The sequence below is a fragment of the Paenibacillus sp. FSL K6-1558 genome (genome assembly GCF_038002565.1).
GTDB lineage: Bacteria > Bacillota > Bacilli > Paenibacillales > Paenibacillaceae > Paenibacillus > Paenibacillus polysaccharolyticus.
Genome location: NZ_JBBOCV010000001.1, coordinates 977,160 through 991,909, shown reverse-complemented (window position 1 = coordinate 991,909; position 14,750 = coordinate 977,160). Strand labels below are relative to the sequence as shown.

General features: G+C 44.4%; 13 protein-coding genes. 12 read left to right on the top strand and 1 reads right to left on the bottom strand.

Annotation, left to right across the window (positions count from 1 at the left end; translation table 11 throughout):
* The first annotated feature begins 73 nt into the window (after window positions 1-73).
* The 7 genes from MHI38_RS04130 to MHI38_RS04100 all read left to right on the top strand — a co-directional run bounded on the left by MHI38_RS04130 (window position 74) and on the right by MHI38_RS04100 (window position 6,639).
* Window positions 74-283, top strand: coding sequence for a DUF896 domain-containing protein (locus MHI38_RS04130; protein WP_123065749.1), 210 nt, complete (start codon window positions 74-76; stop codon window positions 281-283).
* Between the two features lie 132 nt (window positions 284-415).
* Window positions 416-928: a hypothetical protein gene (locus MHI38_RS04125; protein ID WP_090916770.1), complete on the top strand. Its 513-nt coding sequence runs from the start codon at window positions 416-418 to the stop codon at window positions 926-928.
* A 28-nt stretch (window positions 929-956) separates the two neighbouring features.
* Window positions 957-1,748 (top strand): HAD family hydrolase, encoded by a 792-nt coding sequence (locus tag MHI38_RS04120; RefSeq protein WP_308721659.1) that lies wholly within the window; start codon window positions 957-959, stop codon window positions 1,746-1,748.
* Between the two features lie 613 nt (window positions 1,749-2,361).
* The gene (locus tag MHI38_RS04115; protein ID WP_253500072.1) at window positions 2,362-3,291 is read left to right on the top strand and encodes an ABC transporter permease; all 930 of its coding nucleotides are present in this window, start codon (window positions 2,362-2,364) and stop codon (window positions 3,289-3,291) included.
* Window positions 3,292-3,303: 12 nt separating this feature from the next.
* A complete protein-coding gene (locus tag MHI38_RS04110) occupies window positions 3,304-4,176 on the top strand; it encodes a carbohydrate ABC transporter permease (protein WP_154890468.1) in 873 nt (290 codons plus the stop codon).
* 47 nt (window positions 4,177-4,223) lie between these two features.
* On the top strand, window positions 4,224-5,858 hold the full coding sequence (locus MHI38_RS04105) for an ABC transporter substrate-binding protein (RefSeq protein ID WP_341180993.1): 1,635 nt from the start codon (window positions 4,224-4,226) through the stop codon (window positions 5,856-5,858).
* 106 nt (window positions 5,859-5,964) lie between these two features.
* On the top strand, window positions 5,965-6,639 hold the full coding sequence (locus tag MHI38_RS04100; protein WP_154890467.1) for a GntR family transcriptional regulator: 675 nt from the start codon (window positions 5,965-5,967) through the stop codon (window positions 6,637-6,639).
* A 68-nt stretch (window positions 6,640-6,707) separates the two neighbouring features.
* On the opposite strand, the gene MHI38_RS04095 is transcribed toward MHI38_RS04100, so the two are convergent.
* Entirely contained in the window at window positions 6,708-7,253 is a 546-nt protein-coding gene (locus tag MHI38_RS04095) for a cupin domain-containing protein (RefSeq protein WP_090916759.1), read from the bottom strand.
* Window positions 7,254-7,491: 238 nt separating this feature from the next.
* On the opposite strand from MHI38_RS04095, the gene metH reads away from it, so the two are divergent.
* The 5 genes from metH to MHI38_RS04070 all read left to right on the top strand — a co-directional run bounded on the left by metH (window position 7,492) and on the right by MHI38_RS04070 (window position 14,737).
* Window positions 7,492-10,872, top strand: coding sequence for a methionine synthase (gene metH / locus MHI38_RS04090; RefSeq protein ID WP_373323173.1), 3,381 nt, complete (start codon window positions 7,492-7,494; stop codon window positions 10,870-10,872).
* A gap of 76 nt (window positions 10,873-10,948) precedes the next feature.
* The gene (gene rnz, locus MHI38_RS04085) at window positions 10,949-11,893 is read left to right on the top strand and encodes a ribonuclease Z (protein WP_154890465.1); all 945 of its coding nucleotides are present in this window, start codon (window positions 10,949-10,951) and stop codon (window positions 11,891-11,893) included.
* A 367-nt stretch (window positions 11,894-12,260) separates the two neighbouring features.
* Entirely contained in the window at window positions 12,261-13,070 is an 810-nt protein-coding gene (locus MHI38_RS04080) for a TIGR01457 family HAD-type hydrolase (RefSeq protein ID WP_154890464.1), read from the top strand.
* A gap of 7 nt (window positions 13,071-13,077) precedes the next feature.
* On the top strand, window positions 13,078-13,899 hold the full coding sequence (locus tag MHI38_RS04075; RefSeq protein ID WP_154890463.1) for an Fpg/Nei family DNA glycosylase: 822 nt from the start codon (window positions 13,078-13,080) through the stop codon (window positions 13,897-13,899).
* Window positions 13,889-14,737 (top strand): deoxyribonuclease IV, encoded by an 849-nt coding sequence (locus tag MHI38_RS04070; RefSeq protein WP_154890462.1) that lies wholly within the window; start codon window positions 13,889-13,891, stop codon window positions 14,735-14,737. The genes MHI38_RS04075 and MHI38_RS04070 overlap by 11 nt, the downstream gene beginning before the upstream one ends.
* Window positions 14,738-14,750 lie beyond the last annotated feature (13 nt).

Genomic DNA, 14,750 nt, shown 5'->3' with positions numbered 1-14,750 from the left:
CGCGTGCTAACTTGACAAGCCGCCTTTCTCATGTCAAAGTTAATATGACTTTGTATTTTTGGAGGGGACAAGCTTGGATATAGATAGTCTGGTAGCACGTATTAACGAATTGGCTCGCAAGCAGAAATCCACTGGACTATCAGAGGAAGAACTTGCTGAACGTGCCAAATTGAGAGAAATTTACCTAGGTAACATTCGTAGCAACTTCAGACAGCAACTCGATTCAATTGAGATTGTTGACGACGACAAGGGCCAAGGCCACCAAGGCAAACTCAAACATTAATTTACGAAACCTAAACATATCGTTATGATATTTAGGTTTCTTCATGTTAGCTGGGGATGCTTACTATAAGGGGGAACATCGGTTTGCAGTATAATTATGTAAGCCGATACAAGACACATAAGGGGGATTCACATGTCACGGCGTTCGTTCGAGAGAACGGTTCGGAAAAATTCGAAGCAATTGAATCAGCAACGTAAAAAAAGCGGTCAACCAATCACAGGTAATCCAGGTGAGGATATTTACAAAGGCAGAAGCCTTTTGTTCCCTATCTTTTTAATTGGTTTGGCGTTTTTGTATCTGTTCATGAGTACTTTTTTAGTGAAAGCACCGATGACAACCTGGGATTGGGTCACAATGCTGCTCTATGTATTTTTGGCTGTCATTTTTATGTTGCGCCGTCCTTACGTTAAAATTAGCAGTAATCGGATCATTACAACGAAGGGGAATCGTGAACGATCGATCGGGGTTGACGATATTATCAAATTCCGTTTTGAGCCAGGCACTGTTGTTATTGAACACAACAGTCGTGGAAAAAGATGGGTTTTCACCAAGTTGTTAAATCGTTACGATACAGAAGCGATTACCGAGCGGTTGCTGAAATTTGCAAAAGCACACCAGATTACCGTAGAAACGATTGATAAGTAATTAATGTGTAAAGGGGCAGTTGATCGGAATGGCGTTAAAAGCGATTATGTTTGACCTGGATGATACTTTATTATGGGACGAACGGAGTGTACGAGAAGCCTTTCATGAAACTTGTCTAATTGCTGCAGCAGAAACAGGTGTTAATGCTGAGGCACTCGAAGAGGCTGTTCGTAATGAAGCACGTGAACTATATGAATCTTATGAAACGTTCCCTTTTACCAAAATGATTGGAATTAACCCTTTTGAAGGACTTTGGGCGAACTTTACGGGAGGAGAACAGCCGGAATTTCGTCAGCTTGAACAATTGGCTCCAATTTATCGCAAGGAGTCTTGGCGCCGTGGTTTACTAAAGCTGGGTGTCGATCATGATGAGCTTGCAGAGCGCCTGGCCTCTAAGTTTGGTGCAGAACGTAGATCGAGACCTCATGTATATGAAGAAACGATGGAAACGTTGCGCCATTTGCAAGGTAAGTACAGATTGTTGCTTTTGACTAATGGATGTCCTGCTTTACAGCAAGAGAAACTTGATGGTGTTCCAGAGTTATCTCCCTTCTTTGATGAGATTATTATCTCAGGTAGCTTTGGTAAAGGTAAGCCAGATCCATCCATTTTTGAGCATGCGCTAAGTAGACTGGGTGTTCAACCAGAAGAAAGTATGATGGTAGGCGATAAGTTAACAACAGATATTCGTGGTGCGTTGTCTTCAGGTATTCGTGCAGTATGGATTAACCGCGAAAACAAAACAAATAATGAAAGTTATTCACCGAACCACGAGATTAAACATTTGTCTGAATTAGAGGGGCTTATCGCAAATTTTTAAAATCATAGATGACATAAAATCTTCGCCCAAATAGCTATTCATTTAACATTGGTTATGACATGAATGATCGTTTGTTCATGTATCGTAACCAATGTTTTTTTGTTTTAATACATTCCATATAAGAGTGTTTTTAATGCATTGTTAGGGGCGATTATTTAAATTTTTAATGAAAAGTTATTGAAATTAAAAAAAAGCTGCTTTAGAATACAACTAACATACTAGTATGACTAGTTTTTATTTATACAATATTCGAGACCATTCACTGATCAAACTACAAGTACATTTTCAGATGCATGAAAGAAGAAAAAGGCGAATGATTTAACAACCGTTTTGTAAGCGCTTTATAGAATGACTGATTCAATTCAACGACATTCAAGCAATGCATGCTCAGTCAGGTTTCACACGATTGCATATTCTTGGGTGTACATATATTCCGAATTGATACCGTTTACATTTTTGATTTTGTAGTGGAGGTGAATCGAATAGACAGGTATCCTCTGCAACACGAGGAGAGAGAAAGACTTGTCAAACAACGATTATAGCTTTTTTTTAATCAAGCATGGATCGGAGTGAATGGCACATGAAGTCAGAAACATCTAAGGCAACGATACCGATGATATCTTCACGTAAAGAAAGCAAGTTGCGAACAGCTACCATATTGATTCGTAAAGATTGGCAGTTGTACTCGCTACTAGTTCTTCCCATCATTTATCTGATTATTTTCAAATATGGCCCGATGTTAGGCAACATAATCGCCTTTAGGCGATTTGTACCGGGTGGCAGTATTTTTGGAGAAACCTGGGTTGGATTACGATACTTCAAAATGTTCATTGAGGACCCAACGTTCTGGCGGGTTTTCAGTAACACACTTATGCTCGGCGGGCTTGCGTTGTTATTTACGTTTCCCGTGCCGATTATTTTCGCACTGATGCTTAACGAGGTGAAGAGCAAACGATTTAAAAAATTTGTTCAAACAGCGTCGTATCTGCCTCACTTTCTATCGATTGTTATCGTAGCCGGCATGATTCTGCAATTAACGGCAGTGAATGGTTCGATCAACGGTCTGGTTGCATTTTTTACTGGCGATAACATTCCATTCATGCAACGTGCAGAGTGGTTCAGAACCATCTATATCTCTTCTGAAATCTGGCAGGGTATGGGTTGGGGAGCTATTTTATATCTGGCAGCACTAACTACGATTGATGAATCTTTGTATGAAGCAGCACGAATCGATGGAGCGAATCGCTGGAAGCAAACGATACATGTAACCATTCCAGGCATTTTGCCAACGATTGTTACGTTACTGATTCTAAACATGGGGAACTTCCTGGCTGTAGGCTTTGAAAAAATCTTGCTTTTGTATAATCCGCTTATTTATGAGACTTCCGATGTAATTTCGACTTATTTGTATCGTGTGGGTCTTGAATCGAGCAACTTCAGTTATGCAACGGCCATTGGGTTGTTCGAATCGGTCATTGGACTAACTCTGGTATTCACTGTAAACGCTATCTCACGCAAACTGACACAACGAAGTTTATGGTAAAGGAGGAACACCATGCAGGAATCACGATCATACAAGGTGTTTAAGGTATTTAATGTAACATTCTTGCTATTTATTGTTTTTATTACACTATATCCATTCCTGAATGTTGTTGCACAATCCTTCAGTAGTGAAGCGTACATTAACTCAGGTAAGGTAAGCTTGTTCCCGAGAGGGTTCAATGTGGATACGTATAAAACCATTTCAAAGGATAACATGTTCTGGTTGAACTATAAAAATACGATCCTTTACACAGTGGTGGGGACTTTAATCTCAATGTTTATGACGACGATTTTTGCTTATGCATTGTCTAAAAAAAGATTGATGGGACGTAAATTTCTGACCATGTTTGCCGTGTTTACGATGTTTTTCAGCGGGGGTCTGATTCCTAACTACGTTCTGATCAATTCCCTTGGTTTTAATAACACCATGTGGGCACTGGTTGTCCCAGGTGCAATCAGCATATATAACATGCTCATCATGAAATCCTTTTTTGAGAACATGCCAGAAGAGTTAGAGGAAGCAGCCGCCATTGACGGGTTAAACACATACGGTATTTTGCTTCGTATCATTTTGCCTCTCAGTAAAGCGGTCATGGCCACGATGGTGCTGTTCTACGCTGTTGGACATTGGAACTCCTGGTTCCCTGCCTTCTTGTATTTGGACAAAAAAGAGCTGTTTCCGGTCACGATCTATTTGCGTAATATGATTGCCGGGGCAACGAGTGGTGCCACTGCGGGAGCAACCTCTGCGGACAATCTGACTCAGATTGCTGCCAACATCAAATCGGTAACGATGGTGTTAACGATCCTGCCTATATTAACAATCTATCCATTTGTACAGCGATACTTTGTAACCGGTATCATGTTGGGTTCTGTTAAGCAGTAACCTTTTCACACATAGGTTTGGAAACTAAACAAAAGGGGATGAATGGATTGAAAAGAAAGCCTCGTAAACTGATTGGTAAGATGATTCTGGCAATGACAATGTCCGCTGTACTTGCTGCTTGTAGCAGTGGTGCCGGGACTGGCCCAGATGTTACCGAAGTGGGCACGAAATCAGCCATGGAGAGTTATAAAGTGGGCGAAACCTTCAAAGCGACGGAACCATTTAATCTTTCTATTTTGTATAGTGATCATCCGACGTATCCTTATAAAAAAGACTGGCTGTTATTCAAAAAAATATCGGAGATGACGGGAGTTACGTTGGAGCCAACCATCGTGCCGATGAGTGACTATCCACAGAAGCGATCGCTGTTAATCAGTTCTGGCGATGCTCCGCTCGTTATTCCAAAGACTTATCCGGGTGAAGAATCTGCTTTTGTATCTTCTGGAGCGATTCTGCCGATCAGTGATTACATTGATTTGATGCCAAACTTCAAGGACAAAATTGAAAAGTGGAAACTCGAACCTGAACTTGAAGGACTGCGTCAGGAGGACGGGAAGTATTATGTTTTACCGGGATTACATGAGGAAGTATGGCCTGATTATACACTGATCATAAGAACAGACATTTTTAAAGAAAATAATATTGCCATTCCTACAACTTGGGATGAACTCTATACCGCAGCCAAAAAATTAAAAGAAATCTATCCGGACTCCATTCCATTTTCAGACCGTTTCAAATTCAACAGTACACTTGGCATTGCAGCTACGGGTTTTGGGACTAAGGCTGGATGGGGATATGGAAATGGCTTGATCTACAAAGCCGACCAGGATGAATTTGTTGCCACGGCAACGACGCCAGAGTACAAGGAATTGCTGACGTTTTTTAACAAAATGGTTGCAGAAGGACTCCTTGATAAGGAAAGCTTCACGCAAGACGATGATCAAGCTACTCAAAAGTTCGTTTCGGGTAAATCATTTATTATTAACGGTAACTCGCAGACACTTGTACTGCATCGAAATGATATGAATAAAACGTTGGGTGAAGGGAAATTCTCGATTGCTAAGATCACAGTTCCGGGAGGGCCGAAAGGGCAGCTGATGTCGGGTTCTAGACTCGAAAACGGTGTGATGATTTCCGGGAAGATTAAAGATAGTGACAATTTCAAAGCGATTTTACAATTTATCGACTGGTTGTATTACAGTGATGAAGGACAGGAATTTGCGAAGTGGGGTGTAGAGAACGAGACATACACTAAAAAAGGTGGCAAACGCAAGTTAGTAGATGATATTAATTACAATGGTTTGAACCCTAAGGGTACGAAAGACCTTCGCGTTGACTTCGGATTCTCTGGTGGTGTATTTGCTTACGGTGGAACAACAGACCTGCTTCAATCCATGTTTAGCGAAGAAGAACTTGAGTTCCAGAAAAATATGAAAGAGACAAAGGAAGTGATTCCGGCTGAACCACCTATCCCTTATTCTTCCGAAGATCGTGAACGTGTAACACTGATGAGCACGCCGCTCAAAGACTATACAGACCAGAATACGTTGAAGTTTATTATAGGTGAACGGAAGTTATCCGAGTATGATACATTCCTAAAAGAGCTGGAGAGTCAGGGTTTGTCCAATTATGTGAAGATGGCGAACGACACTTATAAGACGTATAAGGAAAACAAAAAGTAATTTGTAAGATTTGAAGCCGAGCTACCGTTTCGCTAAAGTTATTTAAAGTGGAGCGGTAGTTTGTGCTAATATGAAAGGAATATGGCTGAGAGAAAGAGGTCAAGGCATGGCATTTAATCAGAAAACAAGAGGCTCTACCAGGACGTATTCTTATAATTTGCTCAAAGAACGAATTCTTCATCTGGAGCTTGAACCAGGTACCAAAATTTCCGAAAAAGAGATCGCAGATGAATTACAGGTGAGCCGCACACCGGTGCGAGAAGCTTTTATGAAGCTTGCCGAAGAAGAACTACTGGATATCATTCCACAGAGTGGCACTATTGTTTCGCATATTAACCTGGAGCATGTGGAAGAAGGCAGGTTTATGCGCGAGAAGATGGAGAAGGAAATTGTCATGTTAGCCTGTACTTCGTTTCCTGAAGAGTACATGTTCAAATTAGAAACCAACATTGCCATGCAGGAAGTGTGTATTGGAAAAAAGAACTTCTATCGACTGTTCGAATTGGATGAGGAATTCCACCAGATTTTGTTTCAGGGCACTGGAAAGCTACGGACGTGGAAAATGTTGCAACAATTGAACATGCCATTTAATCGATTACGATTACTCCGTTTAGCAGAAGACTCGAATCTAGAAGTGATTATCTCTCAACATAAAGAGATTTTGAGGCTGGTTACAGAGCGTCAGACGGAGGAAGCGGCACAGGTCATGGAAGCACATCTTAGGCTTGTAGTATACGAGCAGGAGATTTTAAAGGACAAGTATCCTCACTATTTCATCTAGGTTATCACACTAACCCCCGACTCTTATGAGCAGGGGGTTAGTTAAGCACGTTAACTTTTTAATCAAAGTTAGGCGTTTTTGATAAACGTTGGATCAGGATACGGATCGGCGATCCAGCCATCTTTTTCGATGAACAGGCGCACCGCAATAATTTGTTTGTTCTCCATTAAAGTGAAGAAGTGCGGTGTGTTTTCAGGAACGGAAATGACGTCGCCCGGAGACAGTTCTACATTAAAGTAACCTGTATCATCAGTTGCTTTAATGACAAAGATACCTTTACCCGCAACAATTGCACGGATTTCATCTTCCGCATGCGTATGGATTTCTTCGAACTTGGCCAGTTTCTCTTCGATGTCAGGTGTTTGCTCGGAAAGGGTAATGACATCCCAGATTTGATACCCGCGGCGTGCCGCCAAGTCTTTGATCTCATAATCGAAGGTTTCTAATACTTCTTGCTTCTGATCATCCGTTAAGCCGAAGTTGTTTTGCAGTTCCGTGTTTAATTTGGAAGCGTCCCACTTCTCGTATAATACGTCATATTTGTTCAAGAAATTTCGAACGTTCTCGTCTCCAGTGATTCGTTCGTTCGTATTTCGGATAACAATTTCAGCCATGCGCTTTCCCTCTTTTCCACTTGGATTAATTGATATTATATCGGATTGCTCAAAATTTGTCGATTCACAATTCTGCTTCATTCCTGCAAATCCGCGACCTTTCGGGAGCAAAACCGATCTTTCACATTAAGTAAGTTTCTGTTAAACTAAGATTTAACGTTTTGCGGGGGTGAAGATATTGGATAAGCTTAGTCTACACGATGCAATAAAACAACGAATATTAATCCTCGACGGCGCAATGGGGACAATGATTCAACAAGTGGATCTGACCAGCGAAGATTTCGGCGGTGAAGATCTGGATGGATGTAATGAAATGTTGGTGCTAACCCGTCCAGACTTGATCCAACGTATACATGAGGATTATCTGGAAGCCGGTGCCGATTTAATCGAGACCAATACATTTGGTGCAACTTCAGTGGTTCTCGCTGAATACGATATTCAAGATCGTGCACGTGAAATAAATCTCGAAGCGGCCAGAATTGCAAAAGCAGCTGTTGACCGCTTCTCCACACCGGAGTCGCCACGATATGTGGTCGGAGCGATGGGACCAACAACCAAAACGCTGTCTGTGACTGGCGGGGTGACATTCCAAGAGCTGGTGGACAGTTATTTCGAGCAGGCCCTCGCTTTAATAGAGGGAGGCGTTGATGCGCTACTGCTTGAAACTTCACAGGATACTCTTAATGTCAAAGCAGGTAGTATCGGTATTCAGCAAGCATTTGATCAAAGCGGTATCAAGCTGCCTCTCATGATCTCAGGAACCATAGAACCGATGGGTACGACCTTGGCCGGTCAGAACATCGAATCTTTTTATATATCCTTAGAACACCTTAACCCAATCTCGGTAGGACTAAACTGTGCGACGGGTCCGGAGTTCATGCGTGACCATATTCGATCTCTGTCTGGCATGGCATCTGTAGCTGTGAGCTGTTATCCCAATGCAGGTTTGCCTGACGAGAATGGTAACTATCACGAATCACCGGATTCACTTGCGCAGAAGATCGGTGCTTTTGCAGAACAGGGTTGGTTGAACATTGCAGGAGGATGTTGCGGAACAACGCCAGCACATATCCGGGCCATGCGTGATACACTCGCCAAATACCCCCCAAGAGAATTGAACGGAACACACCCGCCTGCATTGTCGGGAATTGAACCGGTATATGTCGAACAGGACAATCGTCCATATATGGTTGGTGAGCGCACCAACGTGCTTGGTTCACGGAAATTCAAACGACTAATTGTCGAGGGCAAGTACGAAGAAGCTTCCGAAATTGCCCGGGCTCAAGTGAAAAACGGTGCACACATCGTTGACGTCTGCGTACAGGACCCTGACCGTGAGGAAACGGAAGATATGATCAAGTTCCTTGAACTTGTGGTCAAAAAAGTAAAGGTTCCGCTGATGATCGACACAACAGATGCCTCAGTTATTGATACAGCGCTTCAATATTCTCAAGGGAAGGCGATTATTAACTCCATTAATCTTGAGGATGGCGAAGAGAAATTTGAGTTGGTAACACCTTTGTTGCATAAATATGGCGGAGCGGTAGTTGTCGGAACGATTGACGAGCGTGGTCAGGCGATCAGCCGCGAGGACAAGCTTGAAGTAGCCAAACGTTCGTATGATTTGCTGGTGAACAAATACGGGTTGAAGCCAGAAGACCTGATTTTTGATACACTGGTCTTTCCGGTAGGAACGGGTGATGAGCAGTACATCGGATCTGCAAAAGAAACGATTGAAGGTATCCGTATCATTAAAGAAGCGTTACCAGAGTGTCATACGATTCTGGGTATTAGTAACATCTCCTTTGGTTTGCCTGAGGCTGGTCGTGAGGTGCTAAACTCCGTGTTCCTGTACGAATGTACTAAAGCAGGGCTGGATTATGCCATCGTGAATACCGAGAAGCTGGAGCGCTACGCGTCCATACCGGAAGAAGAACGCAGACTCTCGGAAGAGCTTTTATATAATACAAACGATGATACTCTGGCTGCCTTCGTAGCGGCATTCCGTAACAAAAAGGTAGAGAAGAAAGAAAAAATCTCGAACCTTTCATTAGAAGAACGTCTCGCATCTTATGTGGTTGAAGGAAGCAAAGAGGGTTTGTTGCCCGATCTGGAGCAAGCTCTAGCCAAATATACAGCGCTTGAAGTCATCAACGGTCCTTTGATGCGCGGCATGGAAGAAGTCGGGCGTCTCTTTAACAACAATGAGTTAATTGTAGCGGAGGTTCTTCAGAGTGCAGAAGTGATGAAGGCTTCCGTCGCATATTTGGAGCAGTTCATGGAGAAGAACGAAACTTCTGTCAAAGGAAAGATCATTCTTGCCACCGTTAAAGGGGATGTACATGATATCGGTAAGAACTTGGTGGAGATCATCTTGTCCAACAACGGTTACCGGATCATTAATTTGGGTATAAAAGTACCACCAGAGCGTATTATTGAGGCGTATAGGGAAGAAAAAGTGGACGCTATTGGCCTCTCGGGTTTGCTCGTTAAGTCTGCTCAGCAGATGATTCTTACCGCTCAGGATCTGCGCACGGCTGGTATTGATGTGCCAATCATGGTAGGTGGAGCGGCATTGACTCGTAAGTTTACCAAAAACCGGATTCGCCCTGAATATAACGGCATGGTAGTCTATGCGAAGGATGCAATGGATGGTCTGGATCTGGCCAATAAGCTGATGAATCCTGTGACACGGGAAGCCATGCAAGCAGAGATGGATGCGGAAAAAGAAGCCGATGCTTCAAATGTAGGAGAGGTTCAAGCACTACCTGAGTTAACCCGGGTAGAACGCTCGGCCATTTCAGCTGATCATCCTGTGCTTGTACCCCCTGATTTAGATCGTCATACATTGCGGAATTACCCGTTATCACATATCCTGCCTTACGTGAACATGCAGATGTTACTTGGGCATCATTTGGGACTTCGTGGTTCAGTAGAGCAATTGCTCGCTGCGGGTGATCCTAAGGCTACGGATTTGAAAGCGGTCGTTGATGGCATTATGCAGGAAGCGGTTCGTGACGGAATCATTCAGGCTCATGCGATGTATCGTTTCTTCCCGGCGCAGTCGAGCGGCAATAGCGTCATCATTTATGATCCGCAAGATACGAGCAACATCCTGCATACCTTTACGTTCCCACGCCAGAAGGTGGAGCCGTTTCTGTGTCTGTCCGACTTCCTGAAGCCAGTTGAATCCGGTGAAATGGATTATGTGGGCTTCCTCGTTGTCACTGCGGGACATGGTGTGCGCGAGCTTTCGACGGCATGGAAGGATCAAGGGGATTATCTACGTTCGCATGCGTTGCAGTCTGTAGCACTGGAAGTGGCGGAAGGACTGGCAGAACGTGTGCATCACATGATGAGGGATATCTGGGGCTTCCCAGACCCGGCTGATATGACGATGAAACAACGTCATGGCGCACGTTATCAGGGGATTCGAGTATCTTTTGGATATCCGGCTTGTCCGGATCTGGAGGATCAGGGTCCGTTATTCAAGCTGATGCAGCCTGAAGATATCGGAGTAGAGTTGACTGAAGGTTTCATGATGGAACCTGAAGCATCGGTGTCCGCGATGGTATTTAGCCATCCGCAGGCCAAATATTTTAACGTCGAAAAAGCATAAATTGATAAGTTGTTCAGGCAAGCCCTCCGCATGGTCGGAGGTTTTTTGCTGGCAACAGAAAGAGGTGCGATCCAGAATGGAACTATATTTCCTGGGAACTAATGCTGGTGTACCTACGCTGCAACGGAATGTAACGTCCATTGGACTACGCATGTTGGATGAGCGCAGAGCGCTGTGGTTGTTTGACTGCGGGGAAGGGACACAGCATCAGATTTTAAGTTCTCCGCTTAAACTAAGCAAATTGGAGAAAATATTTATTACCCATCTGCATGGTGACCATGTGTTTGGATTACCTGGTTTGCTGTCCAGTAGGGCATATCAGGGTGGAACGACTCCACTCACGGTGTATGGACCACCAGGGACGGAGCGCATGATTGCAACAACGATGGAGATTAGCCAATCTCGTTTGAATTATGATTTGAATATTGTGGAGCATACTGGCGGTGTACTGTTTGAAGATGACAGCTTTATCGTCGAATCGGCCCTGCTCGAACACCGTATTGACAGCTATGGGTATCGGGTTACGGAGAAAGATCGCCCAGGTAGTCTTGATTCGGCTAAATTAGCGGCTTACGGTCTGAAACCAGGCCCGTTGTTCGGACGGTTAAAGCGGGGAGAGACGATTACATTAGACAGTGGTGATACGGTACGTCCTGAGGATGTTTTAGGAGCACCGAAACGTGGAATGGTGATTACGATTCTGGGTGATACCCGTCCTTGCGAAAACGTGAAACCTCTGGCCCAGGATGCAGACGTTCTTGTTCATGAAGCGACGTTTATGCATGATCTGGCTGACACGGCTCATGAGTACTATCATAGTACGTCCAGACAAGCGGCGGAAGCGGCCCTGGCGGCGAATGTGGGTGAGCTTATTATGACTCACTTCAGTTCCCGTTATAAAGATGAGGAACAGCTTCAGCCACTACTCGATGAAGCGAAGAGTATCTTTCCGAACACAAGGCTTGCGAACGAGCACCAACTGATTCCTGTGGTTCATGGGAAGCTTGATTCTTCGCAATAAAGCAGAGGCCTTGATTCATGACGCAGGCCATATCAACAACCGGCGAGTGAGACGGGACTGAGGGAGAAATATTCCCGAGGTCCCTTTTGCAATCTGCTCAGAAAGCGTGTAGGATGGGCAATATGAGCAGGGAAATTTTCCGAATTATTTTCCGGGAAAGCGCAGGAAATGACAAGCTTGTACAGAAGACGCGCGAGTTAAACCGTCTGTGTTCGATCCGGTTCGACTTGTTATGTGCCTCTTTCAATGAGGCTGAACCCTCCTACATGCTTGAATACATAGTATAAAGGTTTGTTTGCATCGCCTGATTTTGTTAAGGGGATGAAATGTTAACAGAATGAAGGAATGAAGAGAGGAAGTGCAATGTATGATTAAGGCCTATCTGATCGATCTGGATGGTACATTGTATCATGGCAGGCATCGTATTGATGGAGCCGATGAGCTCATTCGCACGTTGCGAAAGCAGGGAGTACCTTATTTGTTCGTGACCAATAATTCTTCCCGTACACCTCAAGGTGTGGCTGATCATTTGAATGGCATGGGGATAGAAGCGGATGCTTCCGAGGTATGTACCTCTGCGGTTGCCGCGGCTGAATACGTTGCTGCAGATTTTCCGGGGGCGAAGGTAGCATGCATCGGGGAAGGTGGGCTGTTACAGGCCATTAAAGAAGCGGGTTTAATTCTGACGGAGGATGAGCCAGATGTTGTGATCCAAGGCATCGACCGTGAATTTACCTATCAAAAATTAACGAAGGCACTCCGCTGGATTAATGGGGGAGCTAAGTTTATTATGACTAACCCTGATCTTCAGCTTCCGGCTGATGATGGATTAACGCCCGGCGCGGGTACGATTGGGGCTGCCATCGAGGCAGCGACGGGCGTGCAACCAACGGTGATCGGCAAACCTTCAAGCATTATTATGAGATCAGCCATCCGTCGGCTGAATTTGAAGGCGGAAGAAGTGGCTGTTATCGGAGATAATATGCGCACGGATATTGCTGCAGGCGTGGCAGCAGGTTGTGAAACGATACTTGTTCTGACAGGTATTACTACACATGAAAATATGGATGGACATATTCAGGCCGTGAAAGCACGTCCAGATCATGTTTTTGAAGATTTGAATACACTGACTGCATGGTTAGCCCAAAAGGCAGGCCAGGCTTCCAAGAAGGAGTAGATAAAGAATGCCAGAGTTACCGGAGATGGAAAATTACAGGATGTTATTGTCCGAGCATATACTTGATTTACCGATAACAGGGGTAGTTGTGAACCGTGAAAAGACGATCAATACGACTGCTGATGTGTTCATAGATGAGTTAACAGGCAATCGGATTATATTTGTGGAACGGCGCGCTAAACATCTGATTTTTCACCTTGCAAACGGCAAACGTCTTGTGTTGCATCTTATGCTGGGTGGCATGTTGTTCTGGGGGACAGAGAACGATCGTCCTGACCGCACCACACAGGTAGAGATTCAATTCGGAGAACATATTCTGTTCTTCATCGGTTTGCGTCTTGGGTATTTGCATCTGATGACTTCCAAGGAGACAGAAGAAGCGATGTCCGATCTAGGTCCAGAACCTCTGGATCGAAGAATGAATAAGGAACGTTTTGCTGGACTGCTTAAAGGTCGCCGGGGAACACTCAAAACAACCTTGGTAAATCAACATATTATCGCTGGCATCGGCAATTGTTATTCAGATGAAATCGCCTTCGCTGCGGGACTTAGACCAAGCTCAAAAACGCAGAACATTGCAAACTCGACTGAACTGACAGAGCGACTGTATCACTCTATGCAATCGGTGTTACGTGAGGCTGCGCACGAGGGCGGTTATATGGAAATGCCGCTAATGCAGGGTGACAACAAAACAGGAAAGTTTGACGAGCAGTGCCGGGTCTATGACCGGGAGGGTGAAACTTGTCCTCGCTGCGGGGGAACCATTGAACGAGTTGAAATTACGGGCAAAAAGGCATTTTTCTGTCCGCAATGTCAGCATGAGGCCTAAAACCGGCATCGGCGCACATGTAAGCACTAAAGGTGGATTTTTACAGGCGGCTAAGAGAGCATATGAGATGGGAGCGACGGCTTTTCAGTATTTTCCGAAAAATCCGCGCAGTCTTAGCCTGAAAAGTCTTGATCAAAAAGATGCTACATTGTGCAGGGACTGGTGTGAAGAACATGGTATGGCATCCATTGCTCACTCACCTTATCCTACGAATCCGGCACTAGGTATGACCCGTGGAGAGGCGGGGTTTCATGCTATTGTTTCATCGATTCGCAATGATCTTGAGATTTCTAATGCATGTGGTTCGGTTGGAACGGTTGTTCATTTTGGCCATATACAGACGAAAGATCCGCTAGAGGGATATCGTAATTTGATTCACTGTCTGGACACCGCGCTGGAAGGGTGGCAAGGCGAATCCAAAATTTTGCTTGAAAATCAGGCAGGGGATCATGGACCCATGGGGACAACGATGGAGGAAATGATCCAGATTCGCAAGCTGAGTCGATTCCCTGAGCATATTGCATTTTGTTTCGACACATGTCATGCTTTTGCTTCAGGGATGTGGAAGGCTGGAGATGAGAACATTTTGTTGGAAAAAGGTAGGCAGCTGGAATATTGGGATGACCTGGCGGCTGTTCATTTTAATGATTCCAAATATGCATCCGGTCTGAACAAAGACAGACATGCGAGAATTGGTCATGGACATATGGGCTATGAATCAATGAAGAAACTGCTGCAATCACCCCATATTAAGCAGGCGGTAGTTGTAATGGAGACGGAAACAGGAGAAGACGGAACGCACAGTGAAGATATACAGCTCATGCGTTCGTGGTTATAAGTTGGGAGGTGCG

Bases quoted from the DNA above. Each gene is read 5' to 3' on its own strand.
- MHI38_RS04125 (WP_090916770.1), top strand. From the start codon at position 416: ATGTCACGGCGTTCGTTCGAGAGAACGGTTCGGAAAAATTCGAAGCAA.
- MHI38_RS04120 (WP_308721659.1), top strand. From the start codon at position 957: ATGGCGTTAAAAGCGATTATGTTTGACCTGGATGATACTTTATTATGG.
- MHI38_RS04115 (WP_253500072.1), top strand. From the start codon at position 2,362: ATGATATCTTCACGTAAAGAAAGCAAGTTGCGAACAGCTACCATATTG.
- MHI38_RS04110 (WP_154890468.1), top strand. From the start codon at position 3,304: ATGCAGGAATCACGATCATACAAGGTGTTTAAGGTATTTAATGTAACA.
- MHI38_RS04100 (WP_154890467.1), top strand. From the start codon at position 5,965: ATGGCATTTAATCAGAAAACAAGAGGCTCTACCAGGACGTATTCTTAT.
- MHI38_RS04095 (WP_090916759.1), bottom strand. From the start codon at position 7,253: ATGGCTGAAATTGTTATCCGAAATACGAACGAACGAATCACTGGAGAC.
- metH (WP_373323173.1), top strand. From the start codon at position 7,492: ATGGGGACAATGATTCAACAAGTGGATCTGACCAGCGAAGATTTCGGC.
- rnz (WP_154890465.1), top strand. From the start codon at position 10,949: ATGGAACTATATTTCCTGGGAACTAATGCTGGTGTACCTACGCTGCAA.
- MHI38_RS04080 (WP_154890464.1), top strand. From the start codon at position 12,261: ATGATTAAGGCCTATCTGATCGATCTGGATGGTACATTGTATCATGGC.
- MHI38_RS04075 (WP_154890463.1), top strand. From the start codon at position 13,078: ATGCCAGAGTTACCGGAGATGGAAAATTACAGGATGTTATTGTCCGAG.
- MHI38_RS04070 (WP_154890462.1), top strand. From the start codon at position 13,889: ATGAGGCCTAAAACCGGCATCGGCGCACATGTAAGCACTAAAGGTGGA.